The 17,985-nt window shown below is 39.2% G+C and carries 15 protein-coding genes; 13 read left to right on the top strand and 2 right to left on the bottom strand.

The window, feature by feature from the left end; translation table 11 throughout:
• Positions 1-4 precede the first annotated feature (4 nt).
• The 5 genes from LMOATCC19117_RS14495 (at position 5) to LMOATCC19117_RS14475 (ending at position 5,430) form a co-directional block, all read left to right on the top strand.
• The gene (locus tag LMOATCC19117_RS14495) at positions 5-1,036 is read left to right on the top strand and encodes a Gfo/Idh/MocA family protein (RefSeq protein ID WP_003727585.1); all 1,032 of its coding nucleotides are present in this window, start codon (positions 5-7) and stop codon (positions 1,034-1,036) included.
• The gene (locus tag LMOATCC19117_RS14490) at positions 1,033-3,210 is read left to right on the top strand and encodes a glycoside hydrolase family 65 protein (RefSeq protein WP_003734198.1); all 2,178 of its coding nucleotides are present in this window, start codon (positions 1,033-1,035) and stop codon (positions 3,208-3,210) included. Before LMOATCC19117_RS14495 ends, LMOATCC19117_RS14490 begins: the two co-directional genes overlap by 4 nt.
• Positions 3,207-4,328, top strand: coding sequence for a glycerate kinase (locus tag LMOATCC19117_RS14485; RefSeq protein WP_003734199.1), 1,122 nt, complete (start codon positions 3,207-3,209; stop codon positions 4,326-4,328). Before LMOATCC19117_RS14490 ends, LMOATCC19117_RS14485 begins: the two co-directional genes overlap by 4 nt.
• Positions 4,325-4,987 carry a beta-phosphoglucomutase gene (gene pgmB, locus LMOATCC19117_RS14480; RefSeq protein WP_003727588.1) on the top strand — a complete coding sequence of 221 codons (663 nt, stop codon included), beginning with the start codon at positions 4,325-4,327 and terminating at the stop codon, positions 4,985-4,987. Before LMOATCC19117_RS14485 ends, pgmB begins: the two co-directional genes overlap by 4 nt.
• 122 nt (positions 4,988-5,109) lie before the next feature.
• Positions 5,110-5,430, top strand: coding sequence for a thioredoxin family protein (locus tag LMOATCC19117_RS14475; protein ID WP_003727589.1), 321 nt, complete (start codon positions 5,110-5,112; stop codon positions 5,428-5,430).
• A 57-nt stretch (positions 5,431-5,487) separates the two neighbouring features.
• Here the strand turns inward: LMOATCC19117_RS14475 and LMOATCC19117_RS14470 are convergent, their stop codons facing one another.
• Positions 5,488-6,087 (bottom strand): nitroreductase family protein, encoded by a 600-nt coding sequence (locus tag LMOATCC19117_RS14470; RefSeq protein WP_003727590.1) that lies wholly within the window; start codon positions 6,085-6,087, stop codon positions 5,488-5,490.
• 193 nt (positions 6,088-6,280) lie between these two features.
• On the opposite strand from LMOATCC19117_RS14470, the gene LMOATCC19117_RS14465 reads away from it, so the two are divergent.
• The 7 genes from LMOATCC19117_RS14465 (at position 6,281) to LMOATCC19117_RS14435 (ending at position 12,624) form a co-directional block, all read left to right on the top strand.
• Positions 6,281-6,634 (top strand): hypothetical protein, encoded by a 354-nt coding sequence (locus LMOATCC19117_RS14465; RefSeq protein ID WP_003727591.1) that lies wholly within the window; start codon positions 6,281-6,283, stop codon positions 6,632-6,634.
• Positions 6,635-6,736: 102 nt separating this feature from the next.
• Positions 6,737-7,159, top strand: coding sequence for a MarR family winged helix-turn-helix transcriptional regulator (locus LMOATCC19117_RS14460; RefSeq protein ID WP_003734200.1), 423 nt, complete (start codon positions 6,737-6,739; stop codon positions 7,157-7,159).
• 13 nt (positions 7,160-7,172) lie between these two features.
• Positions 7,173-8,321 (top strand): lmo2826 family MFS transporter, encoded by a 1,149-nt coding sequence (locus tag LMOATCC19117_RS14455; RefSeq protein ID WP_003722185.1) that lies wholly within the window; start codon positions 7,173-7,175, stop codon positions 8,319-8,321.
• A 370-nt stretch (positions 8,322-8,691) separates the two neighbouring features.
• Positions 8,692-9,783 (top strand): 3-phosphoserine/phosphohydroxythreonine transaminase, encoded by a 1,092-nt coding sequence (gene serC / locus LMOATCC19117_RS14450; RefSeq protein WP_003733356.1) that lies wholly within the window; start codon positions 8,692-8,694, stop codon positions 9,781-9,783.
• Complete coding sequence (locus LMOATCC19117_RS14445) at positions 9,776-10,963, top strand: phosphoglycerate dehydrogenase (protein WP_003740334.1); 1,188 nt, start codon at positions 9,776-9,778, stop codon at positions 10,961-10,963. Before serC ends, LMOATCC19117_RS14445 begins: the two co-directional genes overlap by 8 nt.
• A gap of 88 nt (positions 10,964-11,051) precedes the next feature.
• Positions 11,052-12,293, top strand: coding sequence for a DUF1015 domain-containing protein (locus tag LMOATCC19117_RS14440; RefSeq protein ID WP_003727595.1), 1,242 nt, complete (start codon positions 11,052-11,054; stop codon positions 12,291-12,293).
• A 7-nt stretch (positions 12,294-12,300) separates the two neighbouring features.
• Positions 12,301-12,624 carry an arsenic metallochaperone ArsD family protein gene (locus LMOATCC19117_RS14435; RefSeq protein ID WP_003727596.1) on the top strand — a complete coding sequence of 108 codons (324 nt, stop codon included), beginning with the start codon at positions 12,301-12,303 and terminating at the stop codon, positions 12,622-12,624.
• A gap of 44 nt (positions 12,625-12,668) precedes the next feature.
• Here LMOATCC19117_RS14435 and LMOATCC19117_RS14430 read toward each other — a convergent pair whose 3' ends face one another.
• Positions 12,669-15,419 (bottom strand): MucBP domain-containing protein, encoded by a 2,751-nt coding sequence (locus LMOATCC19117_RS14430; protein WP_003734201.1) that lies wholly within the window; start codon positions 15,417-15,419, stop codon positions 12,669-12,671.
• Positions 15,420-15,631: 212 nt separating this feature from the next.
• Between LMOATCC19117_RS14430 and LMOATCC19117_RS14425 the strand changes: the two genes are divergently transcribed.
• Positions 15,632-17,974: a helix-turn-helix domain-containing protein gene (locus LMOATCC19117_RS14425; protein ID WP_003727598.1), complete on the top strand. Its 2,343-nt coding sequence runs from the start codon at positions 15,632-15,634 to the stop codon at positions 17,972-17,974.
• Positions 17,975-17,985 lie beyond the last annotated feature (11 nt).

Genomic DNA, 17,985 nt, shown 5'->3' with positions numbered 1-17,985 from the left:
GGATATGAAGAAAAGAGTTGCAATTATCGGTGCTGGACAAGTCGCTGAGAAGGTCCACGCTGCGTATTATAAGACAAGAAATGAACTGGAGCTTGTAGCTGTTTGCGACCCAAGTTTGGAGCGTGGCGAAGAGTTTCGTGCGAACAATGGTTTTGAGAAGCATTATGCTACGGCAGAAGAGATGTTTGCGGTCGAGAAAATCGATATTATTAGTATTTGCACGCCTAATCGGTTCCATTTTGATAATGTGATGTTGTCACTAGCGAATGGAGCGGCCGTTATGTGTGAAAAGCCACCCGCAATGAGTGCGGCGGAAGCGAAAGCAATGTGGGAACTTGCGGAAGAAAAAGGCGCGATTTTGGCGTATGATTTTCATCATCGTTTTTCCAGTGAAGCACAGTTTTTAAAGAGAAATTCGGCGCTTCTAGGTGAAATTTATTGTGTGAAAGCAACTGCGCTTCGTCGTTCTGGCGTGCCGGGTTGGGGAACTTTTACGAATAAAGAAATGCAAGGCGGGGGTCCGCTGATTGATATGGGAATTCACATGCTCGACGCGGCGATGTTTGTCCTTGGTTTTCCAAAAGTGAAGAAAGTAACGGCAAAAAGTTTTCAAAAAATCGGAACCAAGAAAAGTGCGGGGACATTTGGTTCATGGGATCCGGAAAAATATACGGTAGAGGATTCTTTATTCGGCTTTATTGAACTGGAAAATGGAGGATTAATTGAATTAGATACTTCTTTTGCGCTACATATCAAGCCAGAAAGTGCGCTAAATGTTGATTTTTTCGGTGATTTAGCAGGAGGCAGTTTATACCCGGCTGAAATTTATACAGATAATGCAGGTGAATTTCAGTTGTTAGAGAAGTTAGGACAACTGGAAGAAAATAAACACGAAAACAGCATGAAAGCATTTGTTGATAGCGTTCTTGGTGCTGGAAAAGTGGAACTTGCTGGCGCTGAACAAGGTTATATCATACAAAAAATTGTTGAAAGTTTATACGAATCGGCAGAAAAAGGTGAGAGTGTTTCTTTATGAAGAAAATAATCGAGAAGGAATTTGCATTAAATTATCTAAATAAATATGGTAGCCAAATGACTGTGGGAAATGGCTATTTGGGCGTGCGCGGTGCTCTTGAAGAAGAATATCCGGAGCAAGTTCGCGGTATGTATGTGGCGGGGATTTATAATCGTCCGAGCGGTTCGCTGAGTTCGGAACTTGTTAATTTGCCGGATGTGACGCGTTTCCAAGTGATGCTTGATGGGGAAAATTTTTCGATGCAAGCGGGGAAAGTCCATGCTTACGAGCGTTATTTAGATATGAATACAGGAGAATTAATTCGAAAAATTACTTGGGAAAGTAGCGCGGGCAAGAAGTATCAACTGAATTTTCACCGATTTGTTTCAAAAGCAGCAAAGCACGTCATTGCTGCTAAAGTGGAGATAATGCCTTTGAGCGGTGCGGCGAAAGTCAAAGTAAAAACTGGTATTGATGCGCAACAAACTAATTTTGGAACACAGCAGCTGGCGGAGTTGAGTCTACGAATTTTTGATGAGAAGTTGATGGTTGGCGAATATGAGACCATCGAGAGCAAACAGCATATTACAATAGCAACAAAAGTGAATAAAAAAGGGATTTTCACTGCGAAAAACAGACAATTAATGACCGAAGTAGAGCAAGAAATCGCTGAAAATCAACTATTTACTTTGGAGAAAATAAGCATGGTTAAAACATCCCTGGATCAAGTGGATGCGGAACTTCCAAATACGACTTATGCAGAATTGAAAAGAGCTTCGGAAACTTTATGGGCAGATTTTTGGGAGCATGCGGGTGTCCGTGTTGAGAGCACGAATGATTTTGACCAATTTGCACTAGATTTTGCGTGCTATCACTTAGAAATTATGACGCCGAAAGATGATTTTCGTTGTAGTGTTGGTGCGAAAGGGCTGACCGGGGAAGGTTACAAAGGGCATGTTTTTTGGGATACAGAAATTTTTATTATGCCATTTTTCCTTTATAATAAGCCGGAAATTGCCAAACAATTATTAAAATATCGCTACCTTCATTTGAAAGAAGCGAAAGAAAAGGCAACGAAAAACGGCTATAATGGGGCGCTTTTTCCGTGGGAAAGTGCATTCTCTGGCGAAGAAGAAACGCCTGAATTTGCAGCGATTAATATTCGAACTGGCACACGTCAAAAAGTAGCGTCGGCGATTTCGGAGCATCATTTAGTTGCGGATATTGCTTATGCGGTTTGTGAATATGAAACGGCGACTAAGGATGCTCAGTTTATGAAAGAGTGTGGTTCAGAGCTGCTCCTTGAAACAGCGGAATTTTGGCTAAGCCGTGCAACTAATCGTAATGGACGACTGGAAATCCTTGATGTGATTGGTCCAGACGAATACACCGAGCATATCGATAATAATACGTATACGAATTATATGGCACACTATAATGTGAAAAAAGCTTTAGAATGGAATAAAGATAATGCAGATTTTGTAGCCCGTGCAGAAGCTTTTCTTGAAAAAATCTATTTACCTGTCGCAAATGAGTCTGGCTTAATTCCGCAAGATGATACTTTCTTAGAAAAAGATTGGATAAATTTGGATAAATATAAGGCGGCACAAGGAACACAAGGGATTCTACTAGATTATTCTCGTCAAGAAGTGAACGAACTACAAATCTTAAAGCAAGCAGATTTAGTCATGTTGTTTTACCTGTTTCCGAGGATGTTTGCACCAGATGCTGTGAAGCAGAATTTGGATTACTATGAAAATCGAACAATTCATGATTCCTCTTTAAGTAAAGCAATCCATGCAATTGTAGAAAATCGAACTGGAAATCGCGCACAAGCCTACCAATTTTTCCAAGAAGCGTGTTTAATTGACCTTGGAAATGAGCCGCATTCATCGGATGACGGGCTCCATGCGGCCTCACTCGGCGCAATATGGTTGGCGGTGGTTTTTGGATTTGCGGGTATAGATACTAGTGGAGAACTACTTGAAATCGCGCCAAACATACCGGATTCCTGGCAATCTGTGGCATTTGAATTCTCTTGGAAAGGTGAAAAAATCTTGGTAGAAATTGCGCAAAACAGATTACACCTTTCAAAAAGCACAAAAAGCGTGCTAGAATTAGTTATTCACGGAGAAAAACATCAATTAACAGATACATTAACTATTAAGTTGGATCAGAAGGATGTGTCTTTATGAAAATTGTCATTGCACCGGATTCATTCAAAGAAAGTTTGACGGCGCATGAGGTGGCAGAGTATATTAAAGAGGGCTTTCAAGAAATTTATCCGGATGCTGATTATCATTTACTCCCTGTCAGTGATGGCGGGGAAGGTACGCTAGAGATTTTAAGTAAAGCTTTAGGTGCGAAAAAAATGAAAATCGATGTGTCCGGCCCTTTTGGTGACCCAGTTTCAGCACAAGTTGCTTTTACGGATGGGAACAAAAAAGCTTTAATAGAAATGGCCGAAGTTTGTGGTTTGCACTTGGTTCCGACGACTAGACGCGATCCACTTCAAGTGAGTACTAAAGGAGTGGGCGAGCTAATTTTGCACGCCATGGAAAAAGGTGCGACCGAGATTATTATTGGGATTGGTGGAAGCGCTTCAAACGATGGCGGAATTGGCATGGCTAGTGCGCTTGGCTATGAATTCCTAGATGCAGAAAATAATATCGTCAACCCGATTGGCGCAAATTTAGCTGATATAGCAACCATTCGTTCCGAAAAAGTCCCAGCTGAACTAGAAAACATCACAGTAAATATTGTGACGGATGTCGAAAACCCACTTTGTGGAGAAGCTGGCGCATCGTATGTGTTTGGTCCACAAAAAGGGCTAGCCGTTACAGATTTAGCAACAGCTGATGGGGCAATGCGCCAGTTTTATCAGTTAGCGAATCCCGCCATGGTTACAATGCCGCGAGCAGGTGCCGGGGGTGGGATTGGTGCTGGACTTGTGACGTTTGCAAAAGCTAACCTTTTATCGGGAATTGATTTTGTTATTGAAGCACTTCAAATCAAAACCATTTGTGAGGATGCAGATTTGGTCATTGTTGGCGAAGGGAAAATGGACGGGCAAACCGCACAAGGGAAAGCTCCTGTGGGTGTTGCGAAAGTAGTGCCGAAAGAAACACCAGTTTTTGCAATTTGTGGAAGTGTTGGTGAAGGACTAGAAGCAGTATATGAAGTCGGAATCAGCGCAGTATTTCCATCCATTGCCAAACCAGCAACTTTAGAAAATATACTGAAAGAAACACCAAATAATTTAAGAAGAACCGCGCGAAATGTTGCGGCAGTTTGGAAAGGACGAGTAGAATGACAACAGCATTAAAAGGAGTAGTTTTCGATTTAGATGGCGTCATCACGGATACAGCACATTATCATTACTTAGCCTGGAAAAAAACAGCTGAGAGTATTGGAATCGAATTTGATGAAGCATTTAATGAGAATTTAAAAGGAGTAAGCAGAATTGACTCCCTACTTCTTATTTTAAAGAAAGACGGTCGCGAAAATGACTTTACAGAAGAGCAGATCGAAGCTCTTGCAGCTGATAAAAATGACTTTTATGTTAGCTTGCTAAAAGAAATTACGCCAGCGGATGTTTTACCAGGAATTAAAGAACTTATAGTGGATCTTAAAAAGCAAAATCTCAAATGCGCAATTGCATCTGTTTCGAAAAATGCTCGGACGGTTTTGAGCGCATTAGAAATGGAACAAGAATTTGATTATATTGTCGACGCGGCTAAAATCACTAAATCAAAACCTGATCCAGAAATTTTTGTGGAAGCTTGCCGTGGTCTAGGTTTAGAAACATCAGAGGTAGTCGGAATTGAAGACGCTCAAGCTGGAATTGAAGCAATAAATGCAGCTGGAATTGTAAGCGTTGGTGTTGGTTCTGGACTCCGTGACGCGGATATGACTGTGAAAAGTACAGGTTTGCTAGATTTACGCATTTTAGAAATCTTACATAGCAAATAAAATGTTTCACGTGAAACAAAAGTGTCAAAAAATGAACAAAAAGCAAGATATATTGCTATTCTAAAACCCTTTACTTGACCACGATACAACTTTGGAATATTCTGAATGTGAGGTGGATATGTATGGCGATTATTTTTGCAAAAGAAGATGACTTGGAAGAGATTATTAGTAGCCATCCTAAAATATTACTTAACTTTTGGGCAGAGTGGTGCGCACCGTGTCGCTGCTTTTGGCCAACACTTGAGCAATTCGCTGAGATGGAAGAAGGTAATGTCCAAGTTGTGAAAATTAATGTAGATAAACAACGCGCATTAGCTCAGAAATTTGATGTAAAAGGAATACCAAATTCGCTTGTTCTTGTTGATGGAGAAATTAAAGGCGGGATTGCTGGTATTGTAAGTTGTGATGAACTTAGAAGCAGATTTAAAAGTTTGGCAAAATAAAAATTCCGCGATACCAGTTAATGGTCGCGGAATTTTTTGTTTCACGTGAAACATTTATTATTTGAAAACGCGGAAACGATCAGCGTCATCGATGAATTCTTTTTCGCCAGCTTCTTGAACGATGTTACCAAACGGCATTTGCGCGCGTAAGTTCCAGCTTGCAGGAATATTCCATTCAGCTTTAACAGCATCGTCAATTAGTGGGTTGTAATGTTGTAGAGATGCACCAATTCCAGCGTTTGCAAGAGCAACCCATACTGAATGTTGTGCAATACCTGAAGATTGTTCAGACCATACAGGGAAGTTGTCTGCATATAGAGCGAAGTTTTCTTGTAAGCCTTCAATAACAGCAGTATCTTCAAAGAAAAGAACTGTTCCGTATCCAGCGCGGAAAGAACCAACTTTTTCTTCTGTAGCTGCAAAGTTTTCAGCAGGTACGATAGCGCGTAATGTATCTTCTACGATATTCCAAAGTTTATCATGGTTTTCTCCTAAAAGAATGACAGCGCGAGAGCTTTGGGAGTTGAATGAAGATGGGCTATATTTAACAGCGTCTTTAATAATTTCTTCAATTTTGGAATCCTCAACGGAAACGTTTTTATCTAGTGCATAAATGGAACGACGAACTTTAATAGAATCTAAAAATGTATTAGTCATAATAATAAAACTCCTTTGTTAATGTTATTTACTTACATAAGTATAGCAACTATTCATTAATTTGCAAGTGTTTTTGTCGGAAAAAGAATATGTAAGCGCTAAACCTATTCAGGCTCTTATGAAAAAATTTTTTTAGCAAATTACTTGATTTTAAGAACGTTTGTTCGTATAATAAAGTTAAGAGGTGATAATGATGGTTACGGCAATTCAGAAAGAGCAAGTGCGAACAGAGAAGAATGCTGCTTTTTTAACGAGTCGGCCAGAAGTGGATTATTTAGAGCGCGAAAGCTTTTTTATCACATTAAAAGATGCTATAAAGCGAGAATGGGTCGTTCGTTTAAAATATTTTCAAGAAGCAGATGTATCTTCTCTGCGTTTAGCGCCATTTGAATATCCTTCCGCATTTCTTGGGCTTGGAGAGATTGAAACACAGGACTTAGTGCCGCTAGAAATAGATATGTTAACGGAAGAAGTTATTTTGAAAGATATTGTTGGGTATGAGTATGTAATCGAATTTAGAGATATTATAGATGTGGAATTATTGTAGGAACAGTCGTTTATTCGACTGTTTTTCTTGTCAAAAAAGTAATCAGTATGTATAATGGTTGTTATGACAATTATTGTTACGACAATAGAAATGAGGATAAATATGCGCGGATATTATGATGAAATATCATTTGATGTAAATACGACAGCGAAGAAAATGCATTTATTTTTGCTGCGTTCGATTGCAAGTTATGATGTGACACCAGAGCAATGGTCAGTTTTAGAGGGGATTGAGGCGAACGAGCCGATTTCGCAAAAAGAGATTGCTCTTTGGACGAAAAAGGACACGCCAACCGTGAATCGGATTGTCGATGTTTTACTTAGGAAAGAGCTTGTTGTGCGGGAAGTGAGTACAGAAGATAGACGGATTTCACTTTTATCTTTAACGGACAAAGGGAGAAAAGAGACGAATGAACTCCGCGATATCGTGGAGGCGAGTTGTGAAAGAATGTTTGCTGGGATTTCTCGCGCAGATTTGGAACAATTCACGGCTATTTTAAAGAACATTTCTACTAATATAGAGTAAAGAGGGGTAAATTTTGGAAAATAAGACAAGACTTTGGACGAAGGACTACGTATTTTTATTGTTAGGAAGTGTACTTTTATATATTGGATTTATGGTGTTTATGCCTACGTTGCCGGCTCGCATTATTGAACTAGGTGGAACGCAAATGGAAGCGAGTTTGGCGGTGGGGCTATTCTCCATCGTAGCACTATTAATGCGGGCGATTGCTGGGAGTTGGAATGACAAATTCGGACCGAAAGTACTTATTATCGTGGGCTTTTTGATTTTAATTTTAACTACAGTGAACTTTTATTGGTCAACGGCGGTGGCGGCCCTTCTCATATTACGGCTTTTTCACGGGGCTGGCTGGGGTATCGGAACAACTTCTATTGCTACAGGCGTTTCTAAACTCGTGCCACCAAGCAGAACGGGAGAAGGTATTGGTTTTTATGGGCTTACGACTGCACTTGGAATGTCACTTGCGCCGATTATCGCTATTTTAATTATGAATTATTTTTCTTTCGATGTTTTAGTGACGTTTTCGCTTGTTTTGATGGTGTTTATTTTAATTTTGATGACACAGGTGAAAATTCCAAAATCAGAAAAGATTGTACATCAAAAAATGAAATTGTTTGAGAAAACGGCCTTGCTTCCGGCGGGCTTGTGTTTATTAATGGCTATTCCGCTTGGTGGGATCCAGACATTTATGATGGTATATGGAACAGAACTGGGGATTTCGACAACGTGGATATATTTTATCGGGCAAGCGATTATGGTTCTTGTAAGCCGTTTGTTTGCTGGGCGACTTTATGATACGAAGGGACACCGTTTTGTTATTATTCCAGGAGCGCTTTCGATGATAATTGGGATATTAATTCTTTCTTTTGCAACTGGTGCAATCAGCTTGTTTATCGCATCGTTATTCTTCGGGTTAGGTTACGGGATGTCGCAACCGGCGCTTCAAGCACTGGCTGTGGACCGGGCTGCACCGCACAATAAAGGTACCGCGAACGGGACTTTTCTTTCGGGAATGGACATTGGAATGGCTGTTGGTAGTTTTGGTTTGAGTATTGTTGCGACTTACTACAATTATGCTATTATGTATCGCACAGCAATTATTGCACTTGTTGTATTTTTTGCTGTGTATTGGTTTACTTTAGGACGAAAAGTGAAAAATAGCTAACATCTTTTGTGAAGTGTTTTTCAAAAAGTAGAAGTGCGAGAATTGCTTTAAATAGCGGTTTCTCGTGCTTTTTTAATGTCAGAAAGTTTAAACATCACATTTATTTGTAGATTTAGTATAAATTTTCTGAAAAACAGCTCTGTTTCTGCTATAATATACAAAAGTACAAAAGGCAGTGTTTACTTTTAAGCGCTGAAAAATCCGAATATTGTGTAGAATATCACAGGTTCGGCTTTTTTATTTCTTAACAACAGAACTTCGAAAAGCATAAGTGTAACGAGGAAGGCTCATATCTGGCCAATAAGTATTCGATTATTGGTGAAAATTTTTGTAAGTAATTGGGGAAATTTGAAGACAGGAGAGATGTTGAGTGGAACGTGTTTATAATTTTTCGGCAGGTCCGGCAGTTTTACCAGTACCGGTACTTGAAAAGGTTCAAAGGGAGCTACTCTCTTACAATGGTTCAGGAATGTCAGTAATGGAGCTGAGTCACCGTTCAGAATTATTTCAAAACATCCTAGACGATGCGGAGAGCTTAATTCGAGAATTGATGGAGATTCCAGAAAATTACAAAGTACTATTTTTGCAAGGTGGCGCGAGTTTGCAATTTGATATGGTGCCAATGAATCTTGCAAATGGCAAAAAAGCAGCGTATGTAAACACTGGATCTTGGGCGAAGAAAGCAATTTCCGAAGCTAAGAAAATTCAGGGTGTAGAGGTGGAAGTAATTGCCTCATCGGAAGACCGCAATTTCAGCTATATTCCTGAGATTCCTACAGTTTCTAGTGACGCGGCTTACTTACATGTAACTACAAATAATACAATCGAAGGAACAGCAATGTTTGATGTGCCAGACTCAGCTGTCCCGGTCGTTGCGGATATGTCCTCCAATATTTTATCGAGCGTTTATGATGTGAAAAAATTTGGCTTAATTTATGCAGGAGCGCAAAAGAACATTGGGCCTGCTGGATTAACGCTTGTCATCGTGCGCGAAGACTTGATAGGGCAAGTAGAGGGACTTCCTTCTATGTTAGATTTTAAAGTACAAGCCGAGAATGATTCCATGTATAACACACCACCGACATTTGCCATTTATGTAGCAAAATTAGTATTTGAATGGATTAAGGAGCAAGGTGGCGTTGCTGGAATTGAAGCGTTGAATCGCAAAAAAGCGGCCTTATTATATAATTATATTGATCAATCGGATTTCTTTTCTTCACCGGTCGAACCTTCTGCTAGATCGCTCACGAATGTTCCTTTTGTGACGAATTCAGCGGAGTTTGATAAAGCTTTTGTTCAAGAAGCTGAAGCAAATGGTTTTAAAAACTTGAAAGGACATCGCTCAGTGGGCGGTATGCGAGCAAGTCTTTATAATGCATTTCCAATTGAAGGGGTGGAAGCTCTAATCGCCTTTATGGAAAAATTTGCAAATGCAAGAAAAGGGGGAGAAGTACGTGTTTAATATCCAAACGTTTAATGCTATCGCAAAAGAAGGCTTAAAGACATTTGATCTCGAAAAATATGTGATTGATGCAAATCAGCCAGCAGACGGGATTTTACTACGGAGTTACAACTTACACGATTTTGACTTTCCGGAGACAGTGAAGGCAGTTGCCCGAGCTGGTGCAGGAGTTAATAATATCCCAGTAGAAAATTGTTCTGAAAAAGGTATTGTTGTATTCAATACACCTGGCGCGAATGCCAATGCTGTGAAAGAACTAGTTCTTGCGAGTTTATTCGTTTCGGCGCGCCCAATTTTGGAAGGAACGGAATGGGTCAAAGAACTGCCGGCTGAAGATGATGTCGAGCAGAAAGTCGAAGCTGGGAAGAAAGCCTTTGCGGGAACAGAACTTGCTGGCAAAAAACTTGGGATTATCGGTCTAGGCGCAATTGGTGCATTGGTAGCCAATGACGCTTTATCGCTTGGGATGGATGTGGTTGGATACGATCCATTCGTTTCAGTAGACACGGCTTGGAGAATTTCTAAAGAAGTGGAACGTGCGATGACGATAGAAGAAGTTTTGGCCACATGCGATTATTTAACAGTTCATGTGCCTTTAACGGATAAAACACGTGGCATGTTTAACGCAGATACACTACAATTAGTGAAGGATAATGCTGTTTTATTAAACTTTTCTCGTGGTGAGTTAGTGGATTCAGCCTCTGTGAAAGAAGCTTTAGATGATGGACTTTTACGTTTATATATTACAGATTTCGCGACAAAAGAATTACTAAACCACAAAAAAGTGCATGTATTTCCTCATTTAGGTGCATCGACGGAAGAAGCCGAAACCAACTGTGCTAAAATGGCTGCGAAAGAACTGCAATCATATCTTGAAACAGGTAGTATTAAAAACTCGGTTAATTTTCCGAACGTGGAAATGCCGTATAATGGACATCCGCGAATTGGAATTTGTCACAAAAACATTCCTAATATGGTCGGACAAATTACGACGGAGCTAGGGAAATATTCGTTAAACATTTTAGATATGATAAATCGCAGTAAAAATGAATATGCCTACACATTAATTGATATTGATAAGGAAACGCAAGCTAATTTGGAACAACTGAAAAGTGATTTATTAGCTGTGCAAGGGGTTTTGCGTGTTCGAGTTATTGAACCATTAGGTGTTACGGTTTAAAATTATTACCCGGGAAATAATGAGAGCATGAAACTTTATGGTTATTGCCAGACGGGTTCATGCTCTTTTACTAAAAAGGAGGATAACAATGGTAAATATACGTCCATTTAAAGCAATTCGTCCGATTAAAAATTTAGCGGAAAAGGTGGCTTCCTTGCCATATGATGTACTTAATTCGGAAGAGGCGCGCGAACTTGGTGATGCAAATAAGTATTCTTTTTTACATATTGATAAGGCGGAAATTGATTTAGATCCGGCGGTTTCCCCTTACGACCCAGCTGTTTATCAAAAAGCAGCGGATAATTTGGAACAATTTGAGTTGGATGGTTGGCTTGGTAGAGAAGCAAACCCGGCATTTTATATTTATCAACTGACGATGGATGGTCGCCCGCAAACAGGGCTGGTTGTTTGTACGTCGATTGATGATTATACCAATGGGAAAATTAAAAAACATGAGTTAACTCGTGAAGAGAAAGAGTTAGACCGGATTCGTCATGTAGATGTTTGTGATGCAAATACAAGTCCGATTTTCCTTACTTATCGTGGAAAAGAAGCAATTAATGCACTTGTTGAGTCTTGGGTGAATGAAAATGAGCCTGAATATGACTTTGAGAGCTTCCACGGGGTCGCGCATAAGGTTTGGGCAATTACGGACGCACATATTTTAGAAGACCTGTCAGCGGCGTTCTCGGAAGTCCCAGCGCTATATATCGCAGACGGTCACCATAGAACGGAATCTGCTGTGAAAGTTGGTTTGAAACGGCGCGAGGAATTCCCAGAGGCTGGGCCAGAAGCAGAATTTAATTTCTTTTTATCAGTTGTTTTCCCAGAAGAGCAATTAGAAATTCTTGATTATAATAGGGTTGTGAATGTGCCAATTGAAGCGGATTTCCTTAGCAAAGTAGAGGCTAGTTTTGACGTGGAGAAGGTTGGAAAAGAAGCATTTAAACCAGAGAAGCCAAAACAAGTAGGGATGTATTTAGATGGAAATTGGTACAAACTTACGGCGAAAAGCGAAGTGATTCCAAACGATGTTATTGGTCAGCTGGATGTTTCAATATTACAATCGCAAGTTTTAACGCCAATTTTTGGGATTGAAGATATTCGCCGTGATAACCGCATTGATTTTGTCGGCGGAATACGTGGACTGAGCGAGCTAGCGCGTTTAGTTGATAATGGCAGTCATTCAGTGGCATTTGCGATGTACCCGCCGACAATGGACGATTTACTTAGTGTAGCAGATGCCGCAGAAATCATGCCGCCAAAATCGACTTGGTTTGAACCGAAATTATTAAGTGGGCTGTTTGTCCATGATTTAGAAAGTAAATAATTTTAATATGAAGCAAATTAGTTACTTTTATTCTGAGGAAAATGAGTCTGAGATCAACCTTGAGATATGGAAAGTGTTTATGAATAAAAGTGAAGCTGAGCGAAAAATTCATTTTGATTATACAGGTATTGTGTTTGATATTAAGCTGGGAGAGGTCGGGAAAGTGGACTTGCCAGAGCGGGTTCAAATGCTGATTGATAAAAATGGAATGGAAGCTTTGCCGATTTTAGTTGTAGATGATGCAGTATACAATTATGGGGAGTTTTCTGTGATTGATGCAGTTGAGGAATTACTGGATGTGGGTGTTTCTATCCAAGTGGAAGAAGATTGAGATCAAAAAGCCGGTCGGGAAATTAATCCTGGCCGGCTTTTTTACTATTTTTTCTTTTTCCAGATAACTAGAGCTGTGGATGATAGGAAGACCCCAAGTAGAGCTGATTTCCATGGTGCGGAATCGCCTGTTTTTGGTAGGGTATCTGAAGCTTTTTTCACTTCGGTTGTCTTTAAATTAGACGGTTTCGTTGTTCTTTTATCTGGTAAAGGTTGGTCGATGTTTGTGTTTTTCGTGTAAATGTAGTTGACAGTTTGTGCGCTATTTGTGAATTGTCCAGTCGCATTGGTTGGTTCGGCGGATAATGTGTAGCCGTCGATTTGTTTGGCAGTGGCGTTATATGTGTCGCCAATAGTTCCGTTTAGGGTTTCGGATGGAGCGAGCGTTTTGCCATTAGCATCCACGTAATTCACTGTTACAGGCTCTGCTGCTACGATATTTTTAGTATACACATATGTCACTGTTTGGCTACTTGTGTTGAATGTTCCGGTTGCGTTATCTGGTGTAGTTGTTAGCGTATAGCCGTCGATATTTTTTGGCTCAGTTGTGTAATTATCTCCTACTGTTCCAGAAATTTTAGTGGCGGAGCTCAGTTGTTTATTATTTTCGTCAACATAGTGAATTTCTACAACTCCTTTTTCAGGGGTTGGATTTTTTGTGTAAATATAGTTGACGGTTTGCGCGCTACTTGTGAATTGTCCAGTTGCATTGGTTGGTTCGGCGGATAATGTATAGCCGTCGATTTGTTTGGCAGTGGCGTTATAGGTGTCGCCTACATTTCCGTTTAATGTTTCGGATGGAGCGAGCGTTTTTCCAGTATCGTCCACGTAATTAACGGTTACAGGCTCTGCGGCTACGATGTTTTTAGTGTACACATATGTCACTGTTTGGCTACTTGTGTTGAATGTTCCGGTTGCGTTATTTGGTGTAGTTGATAATGTATAGCCGTCGATTTGTTTGGCAGTGGCGTTATATGTGTCGCCTACATTTCCGTTTAATGTTTCGGATGGAGCGAGTGTTTTTCCAGTATCATCCACGTAATTCACTGTTACAGGCTCTGCGGCTACGATGTTTTTAGTGTACACGTACGTTACGGACTGGCTAGTAGTAGTGAATGTTCCAGTGGCGTTATCTGGAGTAGTCGTTAATGTATAATCTGGGATGTCTTTCGCGCTAGAAGTATAAGGATCGTCCAAATTACCGCTTAAAACTTCATCAGCCGCCAATTTTTCTCCTTTGTCATCAAGATAATGAACTGTTACGTCTTCTCCTTTGATGGGTTGAGGGGCTTCAAATGGAGTTGTTACGGTTCCTACTATAGCTCCGTTTTCGGAAGTGAAAGTATAGGTTACGGCTGGATTGTCTGTGCTGAGATTTTCCCAAGTTATTGTATTTGTTGCTTGATCGTATACACCGCCGTCTCCCGGTTCAATATTCATCGGATTTCCAAACTGATCTAATAAATCAGGACTAACTGCAATGGTTAAACTGTTGTTTGTTAAAGTTTCTTTAGGCATCGTGATTGTTTGCCCTTCAGCATCCAAGTTATTGTTAAGGACAGGAATTTTACCTACAGAAGAGAAGTCTTGGATGTGAGCATTTACGCAAGACAAACTTTTCAGCTTTGTGTTATGAGAAACGTCTAATTTCGTTAGTTCAGTATTATTTAAATACAAATAGACTAATTTGGGGTTTTGTGAAAGATCCAATTCTGTTATACCAGCGGCTTGGCAGTCTAATAAATATAATTGTGTATTATGCGTGACATCAAGCTCTTTTATTTTTCTACATCCTTCAGCTTGAAAATATATTAATTGTGTGTTGTGTGTTAGGTCTATTTCTAATAAATCTGTTTGTATACAGTGTAGTGTAGTTAATTTTGAAAGCGTAGACACATCTAATTCAGTTAAAGGATTTACGCTACAATCAAAATATGTTAACTGTGTAAGCGGGGTTACATCTATTTCGGTTAATTTGTTACTGGAGCAATCTAGGAAAGTTAGCTGAATATTTTGGTTGAGGTCCAGTTTAGTTATATTATTAGTGTCGCAGTTTAGACGGTTCAGTAATTTATTTTGACTTACATCTAATGCAGTTATTTTATTAAAGCTACAGTCTAAGGTTGTTAATTGAGTTTGTGGTGTCACATCTAATTTGGTGATTTTTTTATTTAAATGGCAGTCTAGCTCAGTTAATTGTGTATTGTGGCTGACATCTATTTCGGTTAAGGTGTTGCGTGCGCAGTTTAAATAAGTTAACAATGGATTTTGACTTACATCTATCTTTGTGAGTTTGTTCGTGTCGCAATTTAAGTAGGTTAATTTTGTAAGCGGGGTTACATCAAGGTTTGTAAGTTTATTTGAATCACATGCCAGATAAGTTAAATTAGTGTTTTGGCTAAGATCAAGAGTAGTAATGTTATTATACGTGCAAATTAATTTTGTTAAACCAGTTAATTTTTCAATACCAGTCATATCGGCTATGGAAGAATTGTGGCAATCTAGGCTTGTTAGAGTAGCAAGTTGTTCTTCGCTGATAGTGTCAGTTGCTTGCATTTCAAATGCTGCTGCTACCTCTGAAGCAAAATTGTCATCAGGAAACCAGTCGTTAAAACTTTGTGTTTGACCAGCTTTGAGTGTGGTTTTAATAGTTGGTTGAGTGGAGCTTGTTTCTTTATCAGTAGTGATTTCTGTCGTACTATCAATCACATCATTCGTTGCTGCGAATGTTAAAATTGGGTTTGAAACCAGGGTTAAACTAACTAATGAAGCTATTATTATTTTAGAAGTTTTCAATTTGGCGCACTCCTTATTCGTTTTCTACAATCATTTATTATACGCCGTTTTATTTATCATTTTGTCTCGCAAAAGTACAAAAATTCCGGATATATGTGACTCGATTGTGTCGGTTTAATGACTAAAACAATCATAAAAACTGATAGCGATTAATTTTCACGACTATGATAATATAAAAGTGTCCGATTAAGTTAAACGAAGGGGTGAATCGAGTGTCTCATTTAAAAGATTATACGATTGGTATTCAACATATAAAGCAGCTGACGTCGGAAATATCACTTGGAACTAAATTGGTATTTGCTATTTCTGGACAAATAACAATCAAGGTTTCTGAGCAAAAATTTTACTTGCAGGAAGGCGATGTTTTAGTTCTTGATCGCAATACCTTTTATACAATTGAGGGAAATGAAGATAATTTATTTATTAATTTAACGATTTCAGATACATTTTTTGCGCATTATTATGAGGATTATTTTCAGCATTCTTTTAAATTTTTCTCGAAGGAGAGTGACCCTGGGAGAGAGCGGGTTGTTGGGTCTTTGAGGAAGTCGGTGAGTGAGCTTTTGATTGCTTCGGCGACGAAGAAACGAGCGAATAAATTAGAAGCGCAATCGGCGTTGTTCCAAATTTTATTATTACTTACGCGTTTTTTGAAAAAAGGAATTCCATCTTCTGCTAGGAAAGAAGTCAATGATAAACGGATTTCGCGCATTATTCGAGAAGTGGAAGAGCGGTTTGATGAAGCCTTGTCGCTTCGTGAGTTTGCGCAAAAAGAGTTTTTAAGTGAGGCGTACTTATCACGTTATTTTAAAAAGACGACGGGGCTTGGTTTTTTACAGTATTTGACAGAAGTCCGATTGAAGCATGCGATTCAAGATTTACTACATTCGGCGGAAAGTATTACAGAGATTGCGTTAAAAAATGGTTTTTCGAGCCAAAAGCATTTTTCAGAAGTATTTAAGTTTCATTTTGAGCTAACGCCAAGTGAATACCGAGCGGAACATCATGTGGAAACGAATTTGTTAATAGACAATAAGACATCTGAGCTGGGCGCTAGTATAGAGCAGATTGTGCCATCTCCGGAAATTTTAGTGAAATTGTCACGACTTTATCATGATGTGGAGCCGGGTAAGGAATTAAATAAAGCGCCATTTGAGAAAAAGAAAATTGATATCACGGAAAAGACCGAACGTTGTTTAAGTGAGAATATGAATATTTTGACGATTGGTGAGCTTAAAGAAGTGCTTAAAGATAATGTCCAAAAGCAGATTATTACGACGCGTGATGAGATTGGGATTAATTATATTGGTATTCGTCATTTGTTTAGAGGTTCGACGTTCTTGCCTGAAACGGAAACGGACGAATTAGTGCCAACTTCTTCTCCATATGCGAATGCGGATTTAGCGCTCACTTTTTTAAAACAGCAAAATTTACAATTGTTTATTCGCTTGGAGTATCAAGATATTGTAGGCGATGAGGCGGCTGTTTTTGAACGATTGGATCACTTTTTAAAGCATTGTATGCAGGTTTTTGGGCGGGAATTTGTTTCAAAATGGCATTTTATGTTTTTTGAACCGAAAAATACATATGCTGATAAGGAAGAACTGAAAAAACTTTATTTGAAAATATATCACACTATAAAATCGCGTTTTCCAGCTATCCAAGTCGGAAATTTTGTCCCATTTTCATTGTCTAAAAATGCAGTGCCTGAACGACATACGTGGTTTTTAGAAGAAGCGGATAAAATGGACTTTGTCGCCTATAATGCGAATCAAAATGAAGCGGTAGATTTTTCGAAAGAGGATATGAAGTCGTTTTCGATTTCAGAGGATTATTGTTTGTCAAAAACGCTTCAATTAAAGGCTTTCTTGAAACATCATCATATCAATAAGCCGCTAATGTTAGTAAACTGGAACACATTATCTGGGAATACGAGATACACAAACGGGACTTTTTTCAGAGGAGCATTAGTTTTGAAAACGATGCTAGATTTGGTACCAGAAGTGGATGCATTGGGCTTTTGGATTAATACGGAACTTCACGAAGGGGACGATAGCAAATTAAATATTAGTCTTGATGGAATTGAAATGTTCCACTTTTTCAATGGTAAACGACCGGCGTTTTATGCTGTGAAGTTTTTGAGAAGGCTTAAGGGTGTTGTGGTTGCTAAAGGTGAAGATTATATTATGACGAAGCACGCGGACGGTTATCAGCTTATTTTGATGAACTGTGCGACGATTAATCCGCGTTATTCTGTAGAGGAAAGGTTCATTAAGGAAGAACAAAAAGAAGTGCATATTAGACTTACAGGGCTTCACGCGGGTGATTATCAAGTCTGTAAATGGCAATTCGACCGTGACAATGGGGCACTTTATTCGAAGTATTGGCAACTGAACAGTAAGTATGGGCTAGATAAAGAGATTTTGGACTATATTGTGGATGCCTCTCAGCCTACACTTACGGTGAGTGATGAAACGATTACGGAAGATTGGTCGTTTTATGCTTATTTAGATATTAATGCGATTCATTTTTATGAGTTTAGAAGTACGGTTTAAAAAGTTCAACT

It is taken from the genome of Listeria monocytogenes ATCC 19117 (genome assembly GCF_000307025.1).
Taxonomy (GTDB): Bacteria; Bacillota; Bacilli; order Lactobacillales; family Listeriaceae; genus Listeria; species Listeria monocytogenes_B.
The sequence above is the reverse complement of the archived record's forward strand: the minus strand, read 5'-3'. Positions and strand labels throughout refer to the sequence as shown.